Genomic DNA, 2,839 nt, shown 5'->3' with positions numbered 1-2,839 from the left:
GGCCCGGGGTTAACCCCGGACCAGAGGGCCAACAGCAACGCCGTCAGAATGGCGGCATAACAATAACCGGGTATAGCTTATTCAAACCCAAAAACTGTCCGAACAGACGGGTCCACCTCTAAGCAGTGGGTAATAATTTTGTAACTTATTCTCTTGAACGCAGTTAAAGCTTGTTGCTTAACGAAGAGAACGTGATGACCCCGCCTCGTACTGCCACAGTCGTTACTGATGAAACCCCAGCTATTCCAAGGCTCAATCGGGCCTTGCTCGCCTTAGGCGCTCTCAATTTCTTCATGGCGGACGTCCAGGCGGGGATAGGGCCCTTTCTGGGCGTTTTCCTTCAGCGTCACGGCTGGCAGACGGGACCGATCGGAACCGTCATGACTGTGGGTGGAGTTGCGGGAATGCTCGCCACCATTCCCGCAGGCGCGCTGATTGATCACACGACGAAAAAGCGGTTGCTCGTCATTGTGGCAGCGCTCTGCACGATTTCCGCTTCACTTCTTCTTCTAAGCTCGCAAGCCGTGCCCGTTGTGACGGTCAGTCAACTTGCAACCGCTCTGGCCGACGCTGGAATTGGCCCTCTGATGGCTGCCATAACCCTTGGTATCGTGCGCCAGAAAGGCTTCAACACACAGATCGGTCGTAACCAGGCCTGGAACCACGCCGGCAATATGGCCGGGGCCGGACTGTCCGGCTGGCTGGGATGGCAGTTTGGCCTCTCAGCGATTTTCTTTCTTGAAGTCGCCTTCGGTCTGTTCGCCATTTCTGCGGTGCTCCTGATTCCGGAAAAATCCATAGATCATAAAGCTGCACGCGGACTGGACGATGAACCCGTTCACGATGAGGGGACGGCGGAGGGATTACGATCCTTTCTGCGACACAAGCCTCTTCTCATTCTGGCGAGTTGCTTGTGTTTCTTCCATCTCGGAAACGCCGCGATGCTCCCGCTGTACGGCATGGCGGTCGTCAGTGCAGGCAAAGGCAATCCAGCCATGTTCACAGCGATGACCGTGATGGTCGCACAGGCTGTGATGATCGTCGTGAGCCTGCTGGCCATACGTTTCGTCAGGGACCGTGGTTACTGGTTCGTCCTGCTGATATCGTTTGCCGCCCTGCCGCTGCGTGGTTTGATCGCGGGAAGCTTCATCCAGCATTGGGGGGTATGGCCGGTGCAGATCCTCGATGGGATCGGTGCGGGGCTTCAGAGTGTCGCCGTGCCGGGTCTGGTAGCCAGACTGCTGAACGGAACCGGACGGATCAATATCGGACAGGGCGTCGTCATGACGGCGCAGGGCATTGGAGCAAGCCTCTCCCCGGCTCTGGGAGGATGGCTTGCCGAAGATCTGGGATACGCCGTGGCGTTCTATACTCTGGGCTGCTTTGCAATCGTGTCACTGGGGCTCTGGATAGGCTCGGCATCGACCCTGCGATCTGCCGATCAGGTGTCGGCATGACCTTTCATCAGGAGGCAATCTGGACGATCGCTGTTCTGGCGACGGCCGGTGTTATTCTTCGACCGTTCCGGACCCCGGAGTGGGTGTGGGCCGTCATCGGAGCCACGGTCCTCATGGTGACGGGGCTGATCCCCCTCACCATGGCGGGGGCGGGTCTCGTGAAAGGCGGCGATGTCTATCTGTTTCTGATCGGCATGATGCTGCTCAGTGAAACGGCGCGTGCAAATGGGCTGTTCGATTGGATCGCGACCTGGGCCGTCAATCATGCCGCAGGCTCAACGGCCAAGCTGTTCACACTGGTCTATCTGGCCGGTGTCGTGGTGACGACCTTTATGTCCAACGATGCGACGGCTGTTGTGCTGACACCGGCAGTGTTCGCAGCAGCAAAAAAAGCAAAAGCGGATCCCCTTCCGCTGTTGTTTGCCTGCGCATTTGTCGCCAATGCGGCAAGCTTTGTCTTGCCTGTCTCCAATCCGGCGAACCTGGTTCTGTATGACGGCGCACTCCCCGCGCTGGGATCATGGATGAGGTCATTCGCGCTACCGTCGCTCCTAGCTGTCATGACGACTTATCTAGTTTTGCGCCTTATGGAGCGGGCACATCTGCGTCAGGCCTGTGCCTCTCAGGTTGAAACAACTCCGTTAACACTGGGCGGCAAAGCGGCTTTTGTCGGCCTCGTGCTAACTGCGTTCCTGCTTGTGACGGTGTCCGCTTTTGATCTGCCTCTCGGCTTACCAACAGCGCTCGCCGGTATTGGGACAGCATTGGGCGTATCGACGCTGGCACGACGATCGCCGCTTGCGCTCATACGGGATATTTCATGGGGTGTTCTCCCGCTGGTCGGCGGCCTGTTCGTTCTGGTAGCCGCCGTCGAAAGTACGGGGGTGGTCGGGGTTCTTGCCAACCTGCTTCAGCACGCCGCCAAAAGCGATCCTGTCACTGCTGCCTGGGGGGCTGGCGCTCTTCTGGCCTTCATTTCCAACATCATGAACAACCTGCCTGCCGGCTTGATTGCTAGTGAGACAGTGGCGCAGGCGCATGTCCCGCGGCTGGTGATTGATAACCTGTTGATCGGTGTGGACCTTGGCCCAAACCTTTCCGTGACGGGATCTCTGGCCACAATTCTCTGGTTGCAGGTGATCCGTCGAGAAGGCGAAGAGGTCGGGTTTCTACAATTTCTCAGGGTTGGCGCCATGGCGATGCCCGTTGCGCTCTTCACGGCACTCGCTGCCCGGCTTTTGATCGGGTGAAGAGATTAGGGCCTGTTAGCACTTGATCCAGTCTGCTGCGGCAGCGATGTGGATGACCGCGAGGAACGACGTTGCTGTTTTTTCGTATCTGGTTGCGACAGCGCGCCACTCCTTGAGGCGAGCCCAGAGGTT

The 2,839-nt window shown here is 58.1% G+C and carries 3 protein-coding genes; 2 read left to right on the top strand and 1 reads right to left on the bottom strand.

The genetic code is table 11. The annotated features are described in order from the left end of the window. Window positions 1-194 precede the first annotated feature (194 nt). Window positions 195-1,457, top strand: coding sequence for an MFS transporter (locus tag HKD24_RS14930; protein ID WP_194260949.1), 1,263 nt, complete (start codon window positions 195-197; stop codon window positions 1,455-1,457). Beyond that, the gene (locus HKD24_RS14925) at window positions 1,454-2,707 is read left to right on the top strand and encodes an arsenic transporter (protein WP_153431899.1); all 1,254 of its coding nucleotides are present in this window, start codon (window positions 1,454-1,456) and stop codon (window positions 2,705-2,707) included. Before HKD24_RS14930 ends, HKD24_RS14925 begins: the two co-directional genes overlap by 4 nt. Before the next feature lie 15 nt (window positions 2,708-2,722). On the opposite strand, the gene HKD24_RS14920 is transcribed toward HKD24_RS14925, so the two are convergent. Next, window positions 2,723-2,839 (bottom strand): transposase (locus tag HKD24_RS14920; RefSeq protein ID WP_194260948.1); only part of this gene is annotated, 117 nt, incomplete at its 5' end.

Origin of the sequence: Gluconobacter vitians, assembly GCF_015244565.1 — a bacterium.
Taxonomy (GTDB): domain Bacteria; phylum Pseudomonadota; class Alphaproteobacteria; order Acetobacterales; family Acetobacteraceae; genus Gluconobacter; species Gluconobacter vitians.
This window is presented reverse-complemented; position numbering and strand designations above follow the sequence as displayed.

What these genes read in the sequence shown, in the direction of transcription:
- HKD24_RS14930 (WP_194260949.1), top strand. Translation starts at nt 195, where the DNA reads ATGACCCCGCCTCGTACTGCCACAGTCGTTACTGATGAAACCCCAGCT.
- HKD24_RS14925 (WP_153431899.1), top strand. Translation starts at nt 1,454, where the DNA reads ATGACCTTTCATCAGGAGGCAATCTGGACGATCGCTGTTCTGGCGACG.